The sequence below is a fragment of the Caulobacter sp. GSs2 genome (genome assembly GCF_058680895.1).
On sequence record NZ_CM178725.1, the window covers coordinates 2,004,530 to 2,023,446 of the forward strand.

18 protein-coding genes are annotated in these 18,917 nt (G+C 67.8%); 7 read left to right on the forward strand and 11 right to left on the reverse strand.

Features of this window, described 5'->3' with window-relative positions; all coding sequences use genetic code 11:
* Nucleotides 1–8: 8 nt before the first annotated feature.
* The 3 genes from ACW17Z_RS09790 (at nt 9) to ACW17Z_RS09800 (ending at nt 3,241) form a co-directional block, all read left to right on the forward strand.
* Nucleotides 9–512: a YcnI family protein gene (locus ACW17Z_RS09790; protein ID WP_492055851.1), complete on the forward strand. Its 504-nt coding sequence runs from the start codon at nt 9–11 to the stop codon at nt 510–512.
* Between the two features lie 14 nt (nt 513–526).
* The gene (locus ACW17Z_RS09795) at nt 527–1,012 is read left to right on the forward strand and encodes a copper chaperone PCu(A)C (protein ID WP_492055852.1); all 486 of its coding nucleotides are present in this window, start codon (nt 527–529) and stop codon (nt 1,010–1,012) included.
* Between the two features lie 96 nt (nt 1,013–1,108).
* Entirely contained in the window at nt 1,109–3,241 is a 2,133-nt protein-coding gene (locus tag ACW17Z_RS09800) for a M13 family metallopeptidase (protein ID WP_492055853.1), read from the forward strand.
* Nucleotides 3,242–3,355: 114 nt separating this feature from the next.
* Here ACW17Z_RS09800 and ACW17Z_RS09805 read toward each other — a convergent pair whose 3' ends face one another.
* The 7 genes from ACW17Z_RS09805 to hisS all read right to left on the reverse strand — a co-directional run bounded on the left by ACW17Z_RS09805 (nt 3,356) and on the right by hisS (nt 9,209).
* Entirely contained in the window at nt 3,356–3,730 is a 375-nt protein-coding gene (locus tag ACW17Z_RS09805) for an ammonium transporter (RefSeq protein WP_419319573.1), read from the reverse strand.
* A complete protein-coding gene (locus tag ACW17Z_RS09810) occupies nt 3,727–4,023 on the reverse strand; it encodes an autorepressor SdpR family transcription factor (protein WP_492055854.1) in 297 nt (98 codons plus the stop codon). The genes ACW17Z_RS09805 and ACW17Z_RS09810 overlap by 4 nt, the downstream gene beginning before the upstream one ends.
* A gap of 41 nt (nt 4,024–4,064) precedes the next feature.
* Nucleotides 4,065–4,763 carry an HTTM domain-containing protein gene (locus ACW17Z_RS09815; RefSeq protein WP_492055855.1) on the reverse strand — a complete coding sequence of 233 codons (699 nt, stop codon included), beginning with the start codon at nt 4,761–4,763 and terminating at the stop codon, nt 4,065–4,067.
* Entirely contained in the window at nt 4,760–5,263 is a 504-nt protein-coding gene (locus ACW17Z_RS09820) for a hypothetical protein (protein ID WP_492055856.1), read from the reverse strand. Before ACW17Z_RS09820 ends, ACW17Z_RS09815 begins: the two co-directional genes overlap by 4 nt.
* 380 nt (nt 5,264–5,643) lie before the next feature.
* A complete protein-coding gene (gene hisG, locus ACW17Z_RS09825; RefSeq protein ID WP_492055857.1) occupies nt 5,644–6,606 on the reverse strand; it encodes an ATP phosphoribosyltransferase in 963 nt (320 codons plus the stop codon).
* On the reverse strand, nt 6,603–7,730 hold the full coding sequence (locus tag ACW17Z_RS09830) for an ATP phosphoribosyltransferase regulatory subunit (RefSeq protein ID WP_492055858.1): 1,128 nt from the start codon (nt 7,728–7,730) through the stop codon (nt 6,603–6,605). The genes hisG and ACW17Z_RS09830 overlap by 4 nt, the downstream gene beginning before the upstream one ends.
* Before the next feature lie 3 nt (nt 7,731–7,733).
* Complete coding sequence (gene hisS / locus ACW17Z_RS09835) at nt 7,734–9,209, reverse strand: histidine--tRNA ligase (RefSeq protein WP_492055859.1); 1,476 nt, start codon at nt 9,207–9,209, stop codon at nt 7,734–7,736.
* Between the two features lie 379 nt (nt 9,210–9,588).
* Here hisS and ACW17Z_RS09840 point away from each other — a divergent pair, with 379 nt between their 5' ends.
* Nucleotides 9,589–10,650, forward strand: a complete 1,062-nt coding sequence (locus tag ACW17Z_RS09840; protein ID WP_492055860.1) for a hypothetical protein — start codon at nt 9,589–9,591, stop codon at nt 10,648–10,650.
* A gap of 352 nt (nt 10,651–11,002) precedes the next feature.
* Here ACW17Z_RS09840 and ACW17Z_RS09845 read toward each other — a convergent pair whose 3' ends face one another.
* A complete protein-coding gene (locus tag ACW17Z_RS09845) occupies nt 11,003–11,263 on the reverse strand; it encodes a hypothetical protein (protein ID WP_492055861.1) in 261 nt (86 codons plus the stop codon).
* A gap of 116 nt (nt 11,264–11,379) precedes the next feature.
* On the opposite strand from ACW17Z_RS09845, the gene ACW17Z_RS09850 reads away from it, so the two are divergent.
* Complete coding sequence (locus ACW17Z_RS09850) at nt 11,380–12,714, forward strand: serine hydrolase domain-containing protein (RefSeq protein WP_492055862.1); 1,335 nt, start codon at nt 11,380–11,382, stop codon at nt 12,712–12,714.
* Nucleotides 12,715–13,341: 627 nt separating this feature from the next.
* Nucleotides 13,342–13,659, forward strand: coding sequence for a hypothetical protein (locus ACW17Z_RS09855; protein WP_492055863.1), 318 nt, complete (start codon nt 13,342–13,344; stop codon nt 13,657–13,659).
* Between the two features lie 126 nt (nt 13,660–13,785).
* On the opposite strand, the gene pgi is transcribed toward ACW17Z_RS09855, so the two are convergent.
* Complete coding sequence (gene pgi, locus ACW17Z_RS09860; protein WP_492055864.1) at nt 13,786–15,405, reverse strand: glucose-6-phosphate isomerase; 1,620 nt, start codon at nt 15,403–15,405, stop codon at nt 13,786–13,788.
* A gap of 109 nt (nt 15,406–15,514) precedes the next feature.
* Between pgi and ACW17Z_RS09865 the strand changes: the two genes are divergently transcribed.
* Complete coding sequence (locus ACW17Z_RS09865; RefSeq protein ID WP_492055865.1) at nt 15,515–15,994, forward strand: hypothetical protein; 480 nt, start codon at nt 15,515–15,517, stop codon at nt 15,992–15,994.
* Nucleotides 15,995–16,002: 8 nt separating this feature from the next.
* Here ACW17Z_RS09865 and ACW17Z_RS09870 read toward each other — a convergent pair whose 3' ends face one another.
* Nucleotides 16,003–16,614, reverse strand: coding sequence for a redoxin domain-containing protein (locus ACW17Z_RS09870; RefSeq protein WP_492055866.1), 612 nt, complete (start codon nt 16,612–16,614; stop codon nt 16,003–16,005).
* A 78-nt stretch (nt 16,615–16,692) separates the two neighbouring features.
* On the reverse strand, nt 16,693–18,843 hold the full coding sequence (locus tag ACW17Z_RS09875) for a protein-disulfide reductase DsbD family protein (RefSeq protein ID WP_492055867.1): 2,151 nt from the start codon (nt 18,841–18,843) through the stop codon (nt 16,693–16,695).
* Between the last annotated feature and the right edge of the window lie 74 nt (nt 18,844–18,917).

Consider the following 18,917-nt stretch of genomic DNA (forward strand, 5'->3'; position numbering starts at 1 on the left):
AGACCATGATGCGCAAGATCGCCCTCACACTCCTGGCCCTGGCCACCCCCCTGCCCGCCCTGGCCCATGTGGTCGCCGCGCCCGATACGGCGCGGGCGGGGTCCTATGCCGCCGTCGCTTTCCGGGTGGGCCATGCCTGCTCGGCGGGCGATGTCACCCTGAAGGTCCGCATCGAGATCCCGCCCGGCGTGGTCTCGGCCCGGCCCCAGCCCAAGCCGGGCTGGACCTATGAGATCGAGCGCGAGCCCGGCGCCGATCCCAAGGCCGCGCCCTCGGCGGTCACCTATGTCGGCCGCCTGCCCGACGAGGCGTTCGACGAGTTTCCGCTGCTGATGAAACTGCCGGCCACGGCCGAAACCCTGATCTTTTCGGTCATCCAGACCTGCGAGAAAGGAGAAAGTCAGTGGACGGAGGTTCCTTCCGCCGAGGCGCCGGGCGCAAAGCTGTCGCGCCCCGCCGCCACCCTTCGCCTGATCCCCGCCGAGGCCATTTCGGCCGGCCACAAACATTGATCCTGGAGAGCCCCATGCGCACCGCACGCTTCCTGGCCCTCGCGGCCGTTCTCGCCTTCACCGCCCCTGCCTTCGCCGGCGACTACAAGGTCGGCGCCCTGACGATCGGCAATCCGTGGACCCGCCCGGCCATGGCCAGCATGAACGGGGTCGGCTTCATGACCATCGCCAATGCCGGCGCCAAGCCGGTCAAGCTGGTCAGCGCCGAAAGCCCCCTGGCCGGCGTGGTCGAGATCCATCGCTCGGCCATGGCCAATGGCGTGATGACCATGCGTCGCCTGGACCAGGGCGTGACCATCCCGGCCGGCGGCTCGGTGGCCTTCGCCCCGGGCGGCTATCACTTCATGCTGCTGGGTCTGAAACAGCCCCTGGCCCAGGGGCAAAAAGCCCCCATAACCCTGGTCTTCGACAATGGCCGCCGCGCCGCCGTCGAGCTGACCGTGCAGAGCGCCGCGCCCCAGGCTTCGCAGGGATCGATGGGCGAACATCAGCACCACTAGCCGCCCATTCTGGCCGGACATGACAAATTTGTAAGGGAGCAAAACTTCCACGGCGGGGCAGATTGCGGCCAGCTCACACCAACGGATACGACTTCCATGAAACGAGTTTGGTTCGCCGCCGCCGCCGTGGCCGCGCTTTCCCTTTCGGCCTTCGGCGCCCAGGCCGGCGAGGACCATCTGTGCCTTGATGACGCCTGCACGACCCAGGCCCTGTTTGCCGCGCCTCTGCTGAATGGGGCTTCGGAAGGCGCGGCCGGCGACCTGACCTCGCTGGAGTCGCCGCGCTACGGCGCGTGGGGCTTCGACACCTCGGGCATCGACAGCAGCGTCAAGCCGGGCGACGACTTCTACAAGTGGGCCAACGGCGCCTGGGACGCCCGCACGGAAATCCCGTCGGACCGCACGCGCTATGGCAATTTCGACAAGCTGTCGGAACTGTCGGAAGCCCGCACCAAGGCGATCATCGAGGCCGCCGCCGCCAACAAGGCCGCCGCGGGCGACACCGCCAAGGTCGGCGCCGCCTATCGCGCCTTCATGGACGAGGCCGCCATCGAGGCCCTGGACGCCAAGCCGATCGCGCCCTACCTCGCGCAAATCAAGGCCGTGAAGAGCAAGGACGCCTTCACCGCCCTGATGGGCCAGAGCAGCGTCGCGCCATTCACCAGCCTGCTGGGCCTGGGCATCCAGACCGACGCCAAGAACCCCAAGGCCTATGCCGTCTATGCCGGGGCTGGCGGCCTGTCGCTGCCCGACCGCGACTATTATCTGGACGCCAAGTTCGCCGACAAGAAGACCGCCTATCTGGCCTATGTCGAACAGATCCTGACCATGGCCGGCTGGGACAAGCCCGCCGACCACGCCAAGGCCATCGTCGCCTTCGAAACCCGGCTGGCCGAGGTCACCTGGACCCGCGCCGAGCGCCGCGACCGCGACAAGACCTACAACCCCGCCACCCTGGCGGAATTGCAGGCCATGACGCCGGGCTATGACTGGAACCGCTATCTGGCCGGCTCGGAACTGCCCAAGGTCGACCGCTTCGTGGTCACCACCAACACCACCTTCCCGAAATATGCGGCCATCTATGCGGAAACCCCGCTGGACACCCTGAAGGCCTGGCAGGCGTTCAAGGTCACCGACGACGCCGCGCCCATGCTGTCCAAGCGCTTCGTCGAGGCCAGCTTCGCGTTCCGCAACAAGACCCTGTCGGGTCAGCCCGAGCAGCGCCCGCGCTGGAAGCGCGGCGTGGCCCAGGTCAACGGCATTCTGGGCGAAGCGGTCGGCAAGGACTATGTGGCGGCCTATTTCCCGCCGGAGTCCAAGGCCAAGATGCTGGACCTGGTGGCCAATATCCGCTCGGCCATGAAGACCCGCATCGACAATCTCGACTGGATGAGCGCCGAGACCAAGGTCAAGGCCCAGGACAAGCTGACCAAGTTCACCGTCAAGATCGGCTATCCCGACGTCTGGGAAGACTATTCCAAGCTCGAGATCAAGGACAACGACGCCTATGGCAACGCCCAGCGCGCCGGCGTCTGGGCCTGGCGCGAGGATGTCGAGCGCCTGTTCAAGCCGGTCGACAAGACCGAGTGGGGCATGACCCCGCAGACGGTCAACGCCTATTACAACTCGGTCAATAACGAGATCGTCTTCCCGGCCGCCATCCTGCAGGCGCCGTTCTTCCATCCCGACGCCGACCCGGCCGTCAACTATGGCGGCATCGGCGGCGTGATCGGCCACGAGATCGGCCACGGCTTCGACGACCAGGGCCGCAAGTCCGACGGCGACGGCGTGCTGCGCGACTGGTGGACGGCCGAAGACGCCGCCAAGTTCAAGGCCCAGGCCGACCGTCTGGGCGCCCAGTACGGGGCCTTCGAGCCGCTGCCGGGCATGAAGCTGAACGGCCCCCTGACCATGGGCGAGAACATCGGCGACATGGGCGGCCTGGCCTTCGGGCTGGACGCCTATCACGCCTCGCTGAACGGCAAGCCGGCTCCGATTCTGGACGGCCTGACCGGCGACCAGCGCATCTATCTGGGCTGGGCCCAGGTGTGGCGCCAGAAGCAGCGCGACGAGGCTCTCAAGCAGCAGGTCACCAGCGGCCCGCACTCCCCGGCCTATTACCGGGTCAACGGCACGATCCGGAACCAGCCGGGCTGGTACAAGGCCTTCGACATCAAGCCGGGCGACAAGCTGTACATCGCGCCGGAAGACCGCGTGAAGATCTGGTAGGTCCCGCACAGGGCTGAAAACTGAAGGGGTCGGCGCGCACGCGCCGGCCCCTTTTTCCTGACCCCGACGCCGAGCGGCCGACGCCCGCCTCACTCGTCTGGATGACCGTTCGAGCTACCCGGCTTTGGCCTTGTCCCGCAGCGACAGGCAGTAGCCCAGCGTCACCGCGATCCCCGCCACGACCGCGCCGCACCCGCCCACGACCGCCACCGGGATCGGGGCGAACACCCAGAGTCCGGCATAGATCAGCCCGCTCAGAACCAGCGACCAGGCCGCAACCCGCCTGGCCCCGCGGGCCCGCGCGCTGGGGACGAAGGTCTTGGGCAGCCGGTTGCCGGTCCAGGCGACCATCAGGCCCGTGGCGCCCAGGACCAGCCTTATGGTCGTATCGTTGTCGATATAGCCCTGCTTGCGGGCGAAGGACGCCACGAGCGCCAGGACGAGAATGCCGCCACCCCAGGCGAAGTCTCCGATCAGATCCTTGTTCATCGCGCAGTCTCCTTCTTGGGCTCAGGCGCCTCCGCGCCCAGGCCAAATGAATGGACAAAGCCCAGCAGCGCCTCTTCGAGCACCGAAAGCTTCAGGTGATAGATGACCGACTTGCCGGCCTTTTCGGCGTGGACTAGGTCAGCCTCCTTCAGCACGGCGAAGTGCGCAGACATGGTCGGCTTGGAGACCTCGAACTGGTCGCTGAGCTCGCCAGCGCTCAGCGGCCCCTTGCGCAGGAGCTGCAGCACCCGCCGGCGGGTGGGATCGGAAAGGGCTCTGAACACCTGGCTCATGATGAGATGATTAGCTAATCATCTAAATGAGTCAAGAGCGCCTATAGGAGCCGGCCCTGTAGCCACAGGATCGCCGGATAGACCGACAGCCAGGTCCAGAAGAAGCGGTTGAGGCCAAACAGGCAGGCATTGGCCAGGTGGAAGGTCCCGGCGATCACCAGCCCGGCGATCAGGGTCTCGCGCGACAGCAGGGTCAGGGGAAAGGCCAGTTCGAACAGCATCACCGCCCAGGACATCACCAGCAGCAGGCGCGGTCGATCGGCCAGGCGGCGCAGGTCCTCGCTGACCGGATAGGCCGAGAACCGGAACACGTCAGCCAGGGCCCGGCCGCTGCGCCAGTCGGGATTGACCACCTTGACCCAGCCGGAGATGAAATAGGACAGCATCAGCTGCAGCCCCAGATAGCCGAACACCAGCTCCTGCAGGGCCGGCGTCGGCATCAGCCGCGACAGGGTCAGGCACCACAGGGCCAGCAGGCCCATGCGATCGCTGCCGCCATTATAGGGCCCCTGGAAGCGCTGCAGGATCAGCAGCGACAGCCCCGCCAGGCCCAGCAGCCCCACCAGATCGACCGCCGGCCAGGGCGAGACCGCGCCGAGGATCACCAGTCCGCACAGTCCGATCCGCGCCAGGAACAGCGGCCGGTCGGCGCGGGGGCCGCTCAGGTGCTCGAGACTCTGCTGGATCAGGGCCAGGGCCAGCAGGGCCTCGGTCAGGCGGGCGGCGTTCTCGAGGGTCATAGGGCGGCGATGTCCGCCAGCCGGCGCGGGGCCGACTGGAACAGCACCTCGCGCTGGATCGCCTCGTCCTCGCGGCTGACGAAGACCAGCCGGAAGCTCAGCCAGTCGCCGGTCGCCTTGCCGCCCAGATCGCCGCGAAGCTCGGCGGAGAGGCGCGTGAAGATCTCGTCCTGGCTATGGTCGGTGGGCGCATTGATCAGCCGCTCGGCGCAGCTGACCAGAAACAGCGTCTCGTTCCAGCGCGGATTCCACAGCAGCCGAGCCAGCAGGGTCCGCGCCGACACCCTCTGGGGTCGGGGGCGAAACTCGGTCCAGCCCCGCTTCGGGACGGCGGACGAGGCGGTCAGGGCGTATTCGATGCGCGGCGAGGGCGCGATCACGTCGAAGAAGTTCCACGACGGGATCAGCGCCGGCAGCAGGAGGGCCAGGGGCTTCAAATGGGGTCCCTCCTCAGCAGGCGGGCGAATCGACAGGCGCGCCGTGCGGCGCAGCGCGATCATCTCCGCCCTTGCGCCCCTTCCGCAATGGCGCGCATGGGGGTCGCCGCTACCCGGCGTTGGAGCTTTTGACACTTGCGTCAAATATGGAAACCGGGGCCCAGATACACCAAACCCGCCGCGGGGGATAATCGCGACGGGCTGGCTATTTCTCGATCATTCGATCTAGGCGGGCGTTTCCTCCCCGAAACGCCGAAGGAAGGGAGCTCTCTGATGGGCTCTGTTCTTCCTTGCAAGCGTTAGAAACGTCATAATTGGGGCGGTGTCAACGACACCAAGCCCCTTTCTGCAACGGTTTGAGCGTTTTTTTGACGAACTGGACGTAGTTTGGACGCGCCAGTCAAACTTATCACTGATCTCTCAGAAGATTTTTGACGGTATCGTCAAATGCCACCCTTCAGGCGAGCGGCCAGCTGATCCAGCACCCGCGATCGGGACTCAAAGACATAGTCGGGACGCGACACGGTGACCGGCTCGACCCCCGCAGCTGCCAGGGCGGCGGCGGCGTCGAACAGATCGGCGGTGGCCAGCAGAGCGCCGTTGGTCCGGCGCGAGCCGCCCTTGGCGACAAAACCGGCGACGGCGGCCTGGGCCAGGTCGTCCTGTTCGGCGGGCCAGACCAGGGTGGCGAGCGTCCGCGCCCGGCCCTTGGCCTCGACCACCGCCAGCAGGCGCTGCAGGCTGCCCAGCTGCTCGGGCGACCAGTCGGCGATCAGCGAGGCGGTCAGCTGGGCCTGGCTTTTCAGGATCACGCCGTCGGTCAGGATCTTCAGGCCGTTGGCCGCTAGGGTCGCGCCGGTGGTGGTGATGTCGACCACCAGCTCCGCCGCCCCGGCGGCCGGGGCCCCCTCGGTGGCGCCGCTGCTCTCGACGATGCGATAGTCGGCCACGCCGTGGCGGGCGAAGAAGGCCCGGGTCTGGGTCACATATTTGGTCGCCACCCGCAGGCGGCGGCCGGTGCGCGCCAGATGGGCGTGCCCGACCTCGTCGATATCGGCCATGGTGTCGACGTCCAGCCAGCTCTTGGGCGCGGTGACCACCAGATCGGCGCGGCCAAAGCCCAGGGCGCGCAGCAGCATCACCCGGCTATCCATGTCGTCGCCGCGCTCGCGCAGCAGGTCCTCACCCGTGACGCCCAGGTGCAGCTCGCCGGCGTCGAGACCAGCCGCGATGTCGCCGGCCGACAGCAGGCGCACCGACACGCCGGGCAGGCCCGACAGTTCGGCGCTATAGCCGCGCGAGCCGCCGGTCATTTCCAGCTTGAAGCCGCATTCAGCCAGCCAGGCCTCGACCTGCTCTTTCAGGCGGCCTTTTGACGGAATGGCGAAGATCATTTGCGCGCTCATTCGCCGCCTCCCGCATAGGCTCGGGCGGGACGGACCATGCAGCCCACCGCGCCGGTTGTCCGCGCCGCCCCAAGGCGCGCGGGAAGCCCGTCATAACGACCGCCGGCCGCCACGGGCCGCTCGTCGCCCAGCGCCGCGCTGCGCACTTCGAACAAGTAGCCGTCGTAATAGCCGAACGCGCGCCCGAAGGCGGCGGTCAGCACCATGCGGTCCTCGGGCACGCCGCGCGCGGCCATGCCGGCCAGACGCGCGCGCCAGCCGTCCAGGGCCGCGTCCAGCGCCGCGCGTTGCGGGCCGGCCAGCGCCGAGATGGCGTCCAGCGCCGCGCCCGGACGGTCGCTGACCGCCAGGAAGGCGCGGACCGCATCGGCCTGCTCGGGCGACAGACGTCCGGCCTTGGCGGCCTCGGCGCGTTCGACCAGGCGGTGGGCGATCTCGGCGGGGCGGCGACCGCCGACCGGCTCGATACCGGCCAGGGACCACAGCTCCTGCAAGACGGCGGAGGCCTCGCCCTCGGGCAGGCCGGCCAGCAGCGCCGCGATGCGGCTCTGCTCGGCGCTGGCCTCGACACCGCCGTCCAGTTCGATCTTCAGCTGACGCGGCCGGGTGAAGGCGCGCTTCAGACGCACGGCCAGAGGCGGCGCCAGGCCCAGCGTATCCACGAACGCTCCGAACAGGCCGACATCGCCCAGCACCAGCGACAGGTCCGCGCGCCCGCCGGCGGCCGACGACGCCCAGGCCAGGGCGGCGATCTCGGCGTCGGCGGCGACAGGGTCGCCGGCCTCGAAGGCCTCGACGCCGATCTGCAGGAACTCCTCGGCCCGGTCGCTGCCGCGCGGCGCGACGCGGAAGGCCTTGCCGTCATAGAGATAGCGGCCCGAGGCCGCGCCGCTGTCCAGATGCTGGCGGGCGATGGCCACGGTGAAGTCGGGGCGCAGGCAGGCCTCCTCGCCCCCGTCGCCGGACACCACGAACAATCGCGACCGCATGGCCTCGCCGGCCAGGTCCAGCAGCAGGCCCAGCGGCTGCAGCACCGGCGCGTCGGTCAGCACGGCGCCGGCCGCCAGCAGCGGCGCGCGGATGGCGTCCAGCGCGTCGGCCGGAATGGAACCTTCGAGCCTCATGCCTCAGCCCTCAATGATCTTGCGGACAGCGGCCACCAGCTCGCCGCGCGGGATGGTCTGCTGGCCGGGACGCTCGGCCTTCCAGGCGGCGTTGTCGACGATGCCGGAGGCGAGCTGCCGACCAAGATCTAGGTCCTTGATCGTCACCGTGCCGGCCGCGATCTCGTCGCCGCCCAGCATGATGGCGGCCGGCGCCATCCGGCGGTCGGCATATTTCATCTGCGGCCGCATGCCCGAGGTGCCCAGATAGACCTCGGCCGGGATGCCGGCGTTGCGCAGGTCGGCGGCCACCGAGAAGTACTCGCCCATGTGGGCCTGGTCGAAATTGATGATCACCACCGGGCCTCGTACGACCCCTCCGGGCTCGCGCCCTGCCGCCCGCAGGGCCGAAGCCAGGCGCGAGACGCCGAACGAGAAGCCGGTGGCCGGCACCGGCTGGCCGGTGAACCGCGCGATCAGGTCGTCATAGCGCCCGCCGCCGCCGATCGAGCCGAACGAGACCTTGTTGCCCTTCTCATCCAGGGTGGACAGCAGCAGCTCGGCCTCGAACACCGCGCCGGTGTAATACTCAAGACCGCGCACGATCGACGGCTCGAACATCGCCTGGTCGTCCGCCACGCCAAGGCTCTTCAGGGCCGCGTCGATCAGGGCCAGCTCGTTCAGCCCCTCGTCGCCCTCAGCCGAACCGCCGATAACATTGGCGATCTTGCTCAAGGTCTCCGACCGCCCGCCGGACCCGGCCTGGACGAAGTCGAGCACCGCGTCGATGGCCTTGCCCACCAGGCCCGCGCCCTTGGTGAAGGCGCCGCTCTCGTCCAGCCGGCCCTCGCCCAGCAGCAGGCGCACGCCCTCGACGCCCAGCCGGTCCAGCTTGTCGACGGCGCGCAACACGGCCAGCTTCTGGCCGCCGGTCTCGACCCCGGCCGAGGTCAAAAGGCCGTTCAGCAGCTTGCGATTGTTGATCCGCAGCACGGCCGAGCCGCGCGGCAAGCCGGCGGCTTCCAGACCCGCCACGGCCATGGCGATGATCTCGGCGTCGGCCTCGGGCCGAGCCGAGCCCACCGTGTCGGCGTCGCACTGGATGAATTCGCGGAAGCGGCCGGGGCCGGGCTTCTCGTTGCGCCACACCGGGCCATAGGCATAGCGGCGGAACGGCTTGGGCAGGGTCTCCCAGTTCTGGGCCGCGAACCGGGCCAGGGGCGCGGTCAGGTCGTAGCGCAGCGCCATCCATTGATCATCGTCGTCCTGCAGGGCGAACACGCCCTCATTGGGACGGTCGCTGTCGGGCAGGAACTTGCCCAGGGCGTCGGCATATTCGAAGGCCCCGGTGTCCAGCGCCTCGAAGCCGTGCCGCTCATAGACCTTCGACACCGCCTCCAGGATGGCGCGCTCGGCCCGCAGGTCGCGGGCGCGCTTGTCGGCGAAGCCGCGCGGGGCGCGGGCTTCAGGGCGGAAGGTGTCTGCGGGCTGGTCGGTCATGTCGCGGCGTCGATCCTAGAAAGTCAGGTCTCGACGGATGGCGCTTTTCAGCAAGCCCCATCCGCCTTGGGCGGGGCTCTGGCTGGGTGTCGCCGTTTAGAGCGAGCAGACCCGGCCGATCCCGCGAGGCGAGGTCGGATGGTGGTGGCGGCCGTGATGGTGCGGCGTGCGGGTCATTGCGGGCGGGCTATAGCGCAGGGAGGAGGATGGGGGAAGGGGGAGGGTTTGACCAGCAACCAACTTGCAAAGACTCTGACTCGCTGCGGGGACGACGACCGCGACGAGCAACGCGGGGTTGTAGAATGCTACCGTTGTGGCAATGCTTCTGAGCTATCGGAGTTAACCGCCTGACCCCAGGCACTAGAAGAAGCGATCAATAATGAACATCGATGAGCTCTATCGACTTGGGGTTTGGTACGCGAACCAGTTTTCAGGGCTGAACAATCGCTATAACGCCCTGCTCGAGCCGCTCAACCATAACGCTAATCAACCGGACAAGCGCCCAATCGAGGATGAACTTAACGCGCTGATCGAATTTTTGTCCAATCAGCACTTCGATGAGATATCGCTAGAACAGTTGAAGATGCTGAGTTCGTTGGGCGTAGACAAATATATCGGCCAAGATGGTGCTTCCTATGTGGATGCAGCCGTCAGAACTTCTAATTACGATCCCGCTACCGCAGTACAGCGTCTCAATGTGGCTATTCAGTCAATTAATAGCACAAAAAGCTTGCTGTCCACCTATGTCGACGCGGTCAACAACCTTGGTTTTGCGCCCCAAGATGTCCTAGCCGAAGATGGCTTAATTACAATCCGCGTCGGCTTCCAGAATGACGTGGCCATCAACAACATTACCGATTGGAAAGACACAGCCAAAGAGTGGTATGATATTACACGCGGACTTTCTATGGCTTGTCGCGAGCGGCCGGAAGATATTAAAGTAATTGGTGCGGAAACTGGATCTGTAATACTTATTCTTGCTGGAACGGCCGCATTTACGGCTCTTTTGGCGAAAATATCTAAGCACATCACATCTACAGCGAGGGATGTAATTGAAATTCGCATGGAGATGGAGAATCTGCGGCAGAAAAAACTCCTCACCAAAGGCATGGAGCTCGAATTAAAGAAGCTTGAGAAGGAGAGAACAGATAGTGCGGTTGCAACTGTTGAAAAGCTCCTCGACGGCAAAATCGAGAATAAGGATGGTGACGTGAGCGTGGCCCTAGCCAACTCGATTAAGAAATTGCTGACGTTTAGCGAGAAGGGCGGCACCGTCGATTTCGTGTCGCCAGAGGACGGCGAAGAGCCTGATAACGAAGACGCTGATCCTGATGTCGCAGGCCTTAAGGTGGCCCTGATCGAGGCCAAAGCCGCCATCCGTGAATATCAGGGCGAACGAGAGAGCCTGAAGCTGCTTTCTCACGCGACGAAGAAAGCTTAAGTCTGCCTAGTCAAGTTTCCATTGGCTATGAATCCTCAGAAAAACTCCGAGACAACAGTCATCATGCTGCAAGCATAGCTGACTCCTTACATCTCACGGCGAGACGATAGCGGGTCTGGGCAGGTCAGGGCGGGACGCCGGGGGATACTCAAAACCGCCCGTCATTCCCGCCCTTGTGGCGGGAGCCCCTGGTTCAGCTGAACCGTGAAGCGCCAGCGAGGTGCGCGCGCACCTCGCCCCTCCTGCACCTGCGGCGGCACGAGAGGTTCCCGCCACAAGGGCGGGAATGACGGAAGGTTTGGGGGGGGGGGCGGGGCGGTCGGCGTACCTGAAGGCTCGGAATGACGGTGAATTAGAGCCGTGGCGTTGGGGGGCGACCAACTTCCCTGCCCCCGATCATGTCCGGCCGGGTGCTGAGGAAGAAGTCGCGGCGGTGGGTGAAGAACTCGGCCGCCACGTCGAGGGCGGCGATGATCACCCGCATCATGGAATAGTGCGGCCCGTTGGGCGGCAGGTTGCGCAGCTGGTCGATACAGGCCTGGCGCGCCGGGCGCAGGCCATCGAAGAAGCGCTCCGGGTCGGGGATGCCGGCGCGGCCGTTGCGCGGGCTCATGGGTTGCACGCACGGCGAGGCGCGCGCCGGCGGGGGCGTTGGGTCGGCATGAAAGGCTCCTTGGTTCGCGCTTTGTTCTCCCTCCGGCGCGCGCCGGAGTCAATCGACCACGGGTGGTGTCGCGCCGGCTCTGCCACAGGCGCGGTCAGCCCTTGAAAGACGGCCGCCAGACCGCGAGACTCTCGCGCCTGCGCATGGAAACCGAAATGAGCCCTTCTGGAACGATGGTCGCCCGGCGGGCTTTGCTGATGGGATCGGCGGCGCTGGCCGTCAGCGGCGGGTCGACGTCCGCCCTCGCCCGTCCGCGAGCCCGGGGCCTGGGCGGCGACGGCGCCTGGATTCCGTCGGAAGACCTGGTTGCGGCGCTCCCACGCTTCATGCGCATTGCCGGGGTTCCCGGCGTCGGCCTTGCGGTCATCGACCGCGGAAAGCTGGCCTGGAGCCGCGGCTTCGGCGTGAAAAACGTTCTCACCCGCGACCCGGTGCGGGAGGACACCTTGTTTGAAGCGGCGTCGATGACCAAGCCGGTCTTCGCCTATGTCGTGATGCGGCTGGCCGATGAAAAGCGCCTGGACCTCGACACGCCGCTCGTCGCCTACCGCCGCCCTGCGAACCTGGGGAATGACCCGACTCTGGAACGGATCACGGCCCGGCATGTGCTGGCCCATTCGACCGGCCTGCCCAACTGGGCGTCCGCGCCGCTCGTCACAAGTAGCCCGCCCGGATCGCGCTACACCTATTCGGGCGAGGCCTTCATCTGGCTGCAACTGGTGGTCGAGACGATCCTGGGCATGGGCCTTGGCGGCGTGATGCAGGCCAGGCTGTTTGGTCCGGCAGGCATGTCGCACAGCACCTTCGGCTGGGACGAACAGATCGCCCGGTCGGCGGTCTTTGGCCATTCCGAGCCTCCGGAAGGCGAGCAGGCGCTTCCTCCCCAGCCCACGCGCGAGCTGGGCGACCGGCTGCTTGCGGTCGCGTCGCAGGGGGGCAAGCCGATCGCGTCATGGACCTATGAGGATTCGATCGCGGCGATGCGCGAGACCGATCCCAAGACGCCGCCGTCGACGCACGACCTGCTGGTCAATTCGGCGGGCGGGCTCCTGACGACGGCGTCGGACTATGCCAAGTTCATGCTGCTGATGATGGACCGGCCGGGGCGGGCGGACTGGGAGATCAGCGATGCGACCCGGCGGGCGATGCTCACCCCCCAGCTCGACGTGCGCGGGCGCGACATCTCGCGCGGGCTGGGTTGGGAACTCGAACAGTCCTCGGCGGGCCCGCTGTTCCAGCACAGCGGCAGCAATTACGGGATCTTCAAGACGCTGGGCGTCGGCGACGCCCGACGCGGGCGCGCGATCGTCGTCTTCACCAATGGCGCGAACGGCAATGCGCTGGCGGCCCTGATCGTTCGGCAGGCCACCGGGATCGACCGGCTGAAGTCCTTGATCTGATAGGCTCTATCCCCGTGCCCCCACGGGGATAGAGCCTCCCCGCCGCCAGGGATTTCAACGCCCTAGCCCCCGCAACCACCGTGACGATGACAATCTCATCCACCCCTGCAAAACCGCCCCCATACTAACTCTCGCCCCAACACCGGGGAGGACGTCCAGCTGGCGATCTGACGGGTGGTGGGGGCGGTCGAGCGGGTAGCGCCCGTCGGTCGTCGTTGAAGGCCCGATGGGGTCTGGCGGAGCGGGGCGGTCCTTGCGGGGGCCGAACGTGATGAAGCCGGGCCCGGACCGCCGGGAACACCCTTTGGCGACGCCCGGACGACGCGCGCCAGGCGCGGGCTGAAATCGCCCGCGCGGTCCGGATCGGGGTCGTCTGCCCGGTCCGCCCGCCGGAGGCCTAACGTCGGGAGCGGGTTAAAACCCCGCGCCCCGAGGGCTTTCGTCCACCGGCCGCGCGGAGCGCCCGTACGTGTCGAAACGGTATTCTCCAAATCCAGATCCGGGCGCGCCCGGACGCTCCGCCGCCTCCCCACCTCGCCGGGCCTTCGCTCGGCGGACGACGCGAACCTGTGTCCTGCCTTCAGGCGGGGCGCGCCGTTCATCCCCTCATCCTGCGGAGATTTAGCCATGAGCAAGTTCAGAGACACGCCGCCCGCCGAAGCGACGGCGATCCCCCTCCCGCCGTCGGCCCTGGAGGCCCAGGAGGCCGAGCTGAAGCGCCTCGAACACGAGGTGATGCGGTTCCGGGGACTCGCGGTCAGGGAGATGCTGCTGCGCGGCAGCTATCGCGACCTGATGAAAACCCTGGACATGGTCGAGGGCATGGATCCCGTCCCGGACGACTGGCGCGCCCGGCTGGAGGGGATGGACTTTCTGGGCGGCGGGTTTGATCCGGGTGAGCCGGAGGATGAGGATGAGGAGGACGCGGAGGAGGAAGACCTGTGACCGCCAGACTTGCCCCCTCCTGACCGCTGCGCGGTCGTCCTCCCCCGTAGGGGGAAGACGCTTCTTCATCTTCCCCCTACGGGGGAGGAGCGCCGCAGGCGCGGAGGGGGCGAGTGATCGAAGGCCCTAAACCTTCAACCGCCCGATCAGCGCCGCCGTCGACGGATCGTGGCTCCCTGCCGCCCCGCTCTCCAGCTCCGGCAGGATCCGCCCGGCCATCACCTTGCCCAGTTCCACGCCCCACTGGTCAAAGCTGTTGATGCCCCAGATCACCCCCTCGACGAAGGTCTTGTGCTCATAGAGGGCGATCAGGGCGCCGAAGGTTTGCGGCGTCAGGCGGTCCAGCAGCAGCAGGGTTGAAGGCCGGTTGCCGGCGAAGGTGCGCTGCGGGGCCAGGGTGGCGATTTCCGCTTCCGGAACGCCTTTGGCGGTGAGCTCGGCGATCACGTCATCGGTGGTGCGGCCGACCATGAAGGCCTCGGCCTGGGCCAGCAGGTTGGACAGCAGCTTTTCGTGCATGCCGGCCGGGCCTTCGTTGGATTTGGCCAGGCCGACCAGCTCCATCGGCGTGATGTCGGTTCCCTGGTGCATGCACTGGAAATAGGCGTGCTGGACGTTGGCGCCCTCGTCGCCGAACACCACCGTGGCGGTGCCGCGCTTGACGGGCCGGCCATCGGGGCCGACCGACTTGCCATTGCTCTCCATCTCCAGCTGCTGGAGGAAGGCGGCCAGGCGGCGCAGGCGGTGTGAGTAGGGCACGACCGAGCGGGCGCGGCGGTCCAGGCCGTTGCGGTTGAAGATCTGGGCCAGGGCCAGCAGCACCGGGGCGTTCTTTTCCAGCGGGGCGCTGGCGAAGTGAGCGTCCATGGCGGCGCCGCCGTCCAGGAAGCCCTGGAAGGCGTCCCAACCGGCCGCGACGGCCACCGACAGGCTGACCGACGACCACAGCGAATAGCGGCCGCCGACCCAGTCCCAGAAGCCGAACACCCGCTCGTCGCTGATGCCGAAGGCGGCGGTCTTGTCCAGGGCGGTGGAGATGGCGGCCAGGTGCTGGCCGGCGGCGGCCTCGCCAAGGGTTTCGACCAGCCAGGCGCGGGCCGCGCCGGCATTGGCCAGGGTCTCCTGGGTGGTGAAGGTCTTGGAGACGATGACGGCCAGGGTCTCTTCCGGGTCGAGATCGGCGGTCATCATGGCGAACTCGGCGCCGTCGACATTGGCCACGAAGCGCAGGTCGATCTCCGGCTTGATCGGCCGCAGGGCGTCCCACAGCAGGCGGGGGCCCAGGTCGCTGCCGCCGATGCCGATGTGCAGTATGGCCTTGAACGGCTTGCCGGTGGCGCCCTTGATCTGGCCCGAGCGAACGGCCTCGGCGAAGGCCTTCATCCGTTGACGGACGGCTTCGACCTGCGCCATCACCGGAACGCCCTGGGCCTTGAGGTCGGCTCCGGCCGGAGCGCGCAAGGCGGTGTGCAGCACGGCGCGGCCTTCGGAGCTGTTGATCGCTTCCCCGGCCAGCATCCGGGCCCGGGCGCCCTCGACATCGGCGGCGTGGGCCAGGTCGAGCGCGGCTTCCAGGCCGGCCTCGTCCCAGGCCTGTTTCGACAGGTCGAGGTGCAGGCCGGCCACGTCCAGCGTCAGATTGGCAAGGCGGTCGGGCTCGGCCTCGAACATCTCGACGATGCGCTTGTCGCCGGCGGCCTGGGCGGCGGTTTCCAGGCGGGTCCAGGCGGCGTCGAGATCGGCCATGCGTCGGTTCCTTGCGGGTTTGGTAAATCGGCGTTTACCCCGGCGGGCTTACCAAACGGATGCCGCCGCGTCATGCAGACCAATGACGTTTTTCGCGGGGAGAGTTCAGATGTCCTGCGACGCGATCGCCTTTTCCGCCCTGCTGTGGCTGGCCTCGACCGGCCCCGCGCCGCAGCCGACCGCCGCTGCGGCCCTCAGCGCTCCGGCCTCGGTGGCCGGCGAGCCGCTGTTCGCCGACATCGTGCGCCGCGCCGGGGGCTTGAAGCTGCAGGTCGAGGCCTATCGGAAAGCGCTCGTCGCCGACCCCGCCGCCCCGGCCGCAGCCCTGCCCGGCGCCGAGGCCTTCGGCGCGAAGATTGCCGAGCTTTCCGCCCTCGACATGAAGGGCCACCTAACGCTGAAAGAACGCGGCGCGGTCGACGACCTCAAATGCATCCTGCGCGGCATCTCGGTCGACCTGCCCGAAAAGCTGGCCGCCATGACCGCCGCCAAAACCGTCAAGGATCAGGACCTGGCCCTGCGCGACATGGTCTATCTGCTCAACGACAATGTCGAAGTGATCACCGCGCCGCCGCAGCCGGCGGCTTAGGCGGCCCCTCAAGCGTCCTTGTATTTCACCGCGCAGCCATAGGGCTGGACATAGGCCACCTTGACCGGCCGGCCCGCCTTCACATCCGCCAGGGCCGCTGCGACCAGGTTTTTGGCCCGGGGCAGGTCCTCGACCTTGTTGCTGGGGATGTCGTCGATGGCGCCCTCGTAGACCACGGCCCCGGCCTTATCGATGACGAACATGTGCGGCGTGGTCTTGGCCTTGTAGGCCGTGGCGACGGTCCCGGCCGGGTCCAGCAGCAGGGCGGCGGGCCGGGCGCCCCGGGCGGTCATCCAGCTGCGCGCGGCGGCCCCGTCCGGGAAATGGCCCTGCTTGCCGGGCGCCGACGAGGCGATGGTCAGCCAGATCACGCCATCGGCCGTGGCGGCCGCCTGCAGGCCCTGCATGTTTCCCGAATAGTGCTTCTTCACATAGGGACAGCCCTCGTTGACCCATTCCAGGACCACGGTCTTGCCCCTGAACTCGGCCAGCGAGCGGGCCTTGCCGTCGATATCAACGGCGGAGAAGGCGGGCGCCGGCCGGGCATGAGCCAGGCTGGGCGCGGCGACGGCGGCCAAGGGCAGACCGGCGGCGACGAGACGGCGTGTGACGTTCGACATAAGCGAGCTCCGGATGACGACAGAGTTCCCCCTCGCGCCGGCAGCTTCTCACATCCTGGCGTTATCTGGAAAGTCCGGTCAGGAGGCCGCCTTCTCGATGGCCTCGATGACCATGCCCTCGGTCAGCAGCTGCGGCAGGATCACCGGCGGCCCGCCCTTGGCCGGATAGACCAGATACAGCGGCACGCCCGCCCGGCCATGCTCGGCCAGGGCGGCGGCGATGGTGGCGTCGCGATTGGTCCAGTCGGCCTTCAGCAGCACGGCGTTGCGGTCCTTGAACACCTGGGCGACGCCGGCCCCGGACAGGGCCACCTTCTCATTGACCTGACAGGTCACGCACCAGGCGGCGGTGAAGTCGACCAGCACCGGCCGGCCCTCGGCCCGCAGGGCGGCCACCCGCTCCGGCGACCAGGGCTCGGAGGCCAGCCCCGGACCGCTGGGCGTCGAGGCCTGGGCCGTCGCGGCGACAGGCCCCGGAGCCTGCAGGGTCAGGGCCGTCAGGGCGACGGCGCCGGCCAGGCTCAGCAGGGCCAGAAGCAGCGGAACCAGGCTGGGCTTACCCACGGCGCGACGGGTCTGGGCGTGGCCGTAAAGCCAGGCGGCGAAGGCCAGCAGCACGGCGGCGGCGAACACCTCGCCCAGGGCGATCGACCCGCTCTGCTGGCTGAACACCCAGACCAGCCAGGCCGCCGTGCCATACATCGGGAATGCCAGGCCCTTCTTCAGGGTGTCCATCCAGGCGCCGGGACGCGGCAGCCGCGCCAGCAGGGCCGGCGCGAAGGTCAGGATCACGAACGGGGCGGCAAAGCCCAGGGCCAGGGCCAGGAACACCGACAGCGAGATCAGCGGCGGCTGGACCAGGGCAAAGCCCAGGGCGCCGGCCATGAACGGCGCGGTGCAGGGGGCAGCCACGACCACGGCCAGGGCCCCGGTGAAGAAGGCGCCGGTCACGCCGCCGCGCGCCGAGATGCTGCCGCCGACGCCCTGGACCGAGGTCCCGAACTCGAAGACCCCCGACATGTTCAGCGCCACCAGCAGCATCACCAGGGCCAGGCTGGCCACCACCACCGGCGACTGCAGCTGGAAGCCCCAGCCCACCGCCGCGCCGCCGGCCCGTACCGCGATCAAGAGGCCGGCGAGGGCCAGGAAGGTGGCGACCACCCCGACCAGGAAGGCCAGGCCCTGCAGGCGGGTCTTGCCCGGATCGTGGGCGTGGCCGGCCAGGCTAGCGGCCTTCATCGACAGCACCGGGAAGACGCACGGCATCAGGTTCAGGATCAGCCCGCCCAGGAAGGCAAAGACCAGGGCGGTGAGCAGGCCCTTGGCGTCGACCGGCCCTTTCACGGCCGGCGGTGCGCCCAGGCCCGACGCCGTGGCGGGGGGATCGCCCGCCGTCGCCGTCACCTCAAAGGACTGACCCTTCAGGGCCAGCACGCCCGACAGTTCGGTGGGCGGGGTCCCACTGGTAAAGTCGTAGCCGGGCGTCAGGCCCAAGGTCAGGCCTTCGGGACCGCGCTCGATGGTCTGGTCGGCGGCATGGTCGATGACCTTGCCCGAATACGGAAAGAAGTAGGCGCCGACCATGTCGGCGCCCTTCAGCGGCGCGCCGGTGACGGCCAGCTTCAGAACGCCACCCTCCAGCTTGAACACGGCCTTCAGGCCGGCGGCCTTGGGGGCGTCAGCCAGGGTCTTGGCGACCACCGCGCCCCATTTCGGATCCGGGCCCGGCGCGCCGGCCACGATGGGCAGGTCCAGGGTCAGGACCGCGTCCTCAGGGATACAGATCTCTTCGCAGACCAGGAAGGCGGCCGCTGCCTTGAGGGTGACCGTTGAGCCCGGACGGGCGTCGACCGGCACGGTGATCGGCACGGGCAGCAGCACCTCGCCCTTATAGGCGTAGTCGAGCAACGGCCCGACGCGGCTCTTCTCCGGGGTCGGCCAGACGATGTCGCCGGCGGTCCAGCCGGTCGGCAGGGTCCAGACGATCTTGGTGGCGTCGCCCGCGTCGCCCGGATTGCGCCAATAGGTGTGCCAGCCCGGCTGGATCTTCTGGCGCAGGGCCACATAGATCGTGGCGCCGGGAACAGCGGCGGCGTCCTGGGCCACCAGCTCGGCTTCGATGTGACCGGTGTTGACCGGGCCCGCCAGGGCCTGTCCCCCGCCCGAGCCGGCAAGAAGCCCGGCAAAGAGCACGGCCTGCACGGCCACGAGAAGTTTCCGGATCAACATGAAGCCTGCCCGAGCCAAAAAGCGTCAGGGACACATGGCCCGCCCGCGCGCTCTCGACAAGCACCGACCGACCA